At 46.9% G+C, this 2028-nt stretch carries 2 protein-coding genes; both read right to left on the bottom strand.

Going from position 1 to position 2028, the window contains the following annotated elements:
- Positions 1–860, bottom strand: an 860-nt coding sequence (locus NZ772_18030) for an Hsp70 family protein (GenBank protein ID MCS6815454.1), incomplete at its 3' end; no start/stop codon positions are given.
- A gap of 458 nt (positions 861–1318) precedes the next feature.
- Positions 1319–2023: a nucleotide exchange factor GrpE gene (grpE, locus tag NZ772_18025; protein MCS6815453.1), complete on the bottom strand. Its 705-nt coding sequence runs from the start codon at positions 2021–2023 to the stop codon at positions 1319–1321.
- Positions 2024–2028: the final 5 nt, after the last annotated feature.

Here is a 2028-nt window from a genome sequence, read left to right as displayed (position 1 = left end):
GGCCCCGTTTCGTCTGCTGTGATAAACGGCAAGTTGATTGAAGTGGTCGGCAAAGCTGAAAGCTCTACCTTTGCCTTTTCTGCGGCTTCTCGCAGGCGTTGCAGCGCCATCTTATCAGCAGACAGATCTATATTTTCTTGTTGTTGGAAGGTTTCAATCATCCAGGCAACGATGCAGTTGTCAAAGTCATCACCGCCCAAGTGATTGTTGCCCGCAGTTGCTTGCACTTCAAAGACACCATCACCAAGTTGCAGAATCGACACATCAAATGTACCGCCGCCCAAGTCAAACACCAAGATTCGCTGATCTTGATCTTGCTTGTCTAGGCCATAGCAAAGTGCAGCAGCAGTAGGCTCGTTGATAATTCTCAGAACTTCTAAGCCCGCAATTGTACCTGCATCCTTAGTGGCTTGGCGTTGAGCATCTGTGAAATACGCAGGAACCGTGATGATTGCTTGAGTCACTGGCTCATTGAGATAACTTTCCGCATCTTGCTTCAGCTTCTGCAAGATCCTGGCCGATATCTCTTGTGGAGTGTAGCTGCGATCGCGGATCTTTACATCAACTGTGTTGTCTTTGCCCACAACACATGTGTATGGAACTCGACTGCGCTCGTCGGCTGTATCTTCCCACCGCCGCCCGATAAACCTCTTGATGCTGAAGATAGTATTCTCTGCATTGGTCACGGCTTGCCGCTTTGCAAGCTGGCCTACTAAGCGATCTCCACTTTTGCCAAAGCCAACCATACTAGGGGTTGTTCGCCCACCTTCCGAGTTAGGGATGACGACAGGCTGCCCCCCTTCTAAAACAGCTACACAGCTATTAGTTGTACCCAAGTCGATACCAATGACTTTTCCCATAGCTAGCGGTAGTGAACGTCCTTAGAACTTTGCAGTCAATAGCCTCTGTTGCAGTTAATCCTTCAGTAAAGCTACTTAGTCGAGAAGATCCCGAACCTACTAGGTTTAAACATCATGACCCCATTACAGTTCCAGTATCAAAAATCTTTATGTACTTAGCGTACTACACTCGACTAAAAGAATACACAAAGAATACGTGGAACCCAACCAGCCTAATCAAGAAGTTTAACAGCAAAACTTAATTACTGAACTCCGTAGTCTAGGGTGGTTGAGCGCCTAAAACGGAACATCGACATAGACCTTAAGCACACTCCAAACGCATAAACCTGCTAAGTTAGCCGCCTAGAGCGTGTGAAGCATGTGCGTCAGGTCAACCGTTGAAAATCTGAGTCATCCCAGATTACAACAACCTCTACCTAGTAGACCAGGAAGGCCTAGCCCACAGCATTACAATCCTCTCACTCTTCAGAATCAGTACTACTGCTACTAGACTCTGGTGCAGTGGCTACTTTTACCATCGCATGTCGTAAAACCTTTTCTCCTAGAACATACCCTCTCACCAACTCTTCAATAACAGTGCCTTCTGGATATTGATCAGTTGGCTCTCGAATGACAGCTTCATGTAGGCTTGGGTCAAACTCTTGACCCTCAGAGCGCATTGGCGAAACACCGATACGCTTTAAGCAATCAACCAGTTGCTTGTAGACTCCCTGATAACTCTTATGAATGTTAGTCGCTTCTTCAGTCTGAGGCTTTAACTGAGAACGAGCACGGTCAAAATTATCAACGACAGGTAGCAATTCTGCGATCGTAGAGCACTTAACCTGTAGATCTAGCTCTTCTTTCTCTCGCTGAGTCCGCTTCCGAAAGTTATCAAAATCTGCCTGCAGCCGGATATACAGGTTAGTACGCTCTTCGAGTTGAGCCTTGAGTTCGGCAATTTCACTCTCTAGCCGCTGCAATTTGCCCGCATCATCCTGAGCTTCAGCCACCTGTTCAGCATCATCAGTCGGAGATGGCTCACTTTCTGAGTTGTCAGACGAGGATACCGACATGTCCTGCATGCTTTGAGCAGATATATCAGATGAAGCATCCGATAACTCAATAGAAGGCTCATCTGCTGGTTGTTGTTCTGATCCCTGCTGGTTATCAGAGTCAGTCACTTCTT

Source organism: Cyanobacteriota bacterium (assembly GCA_025054735.1).
Classification (GTDB): Bacteria; Cyanobacteriota; Cyanobacteriia; order SKYG9; family SKYG9; genus SKYG9.
This window is presented reverse-complemented; position numbering and strand designations above follow the sequence as displayed.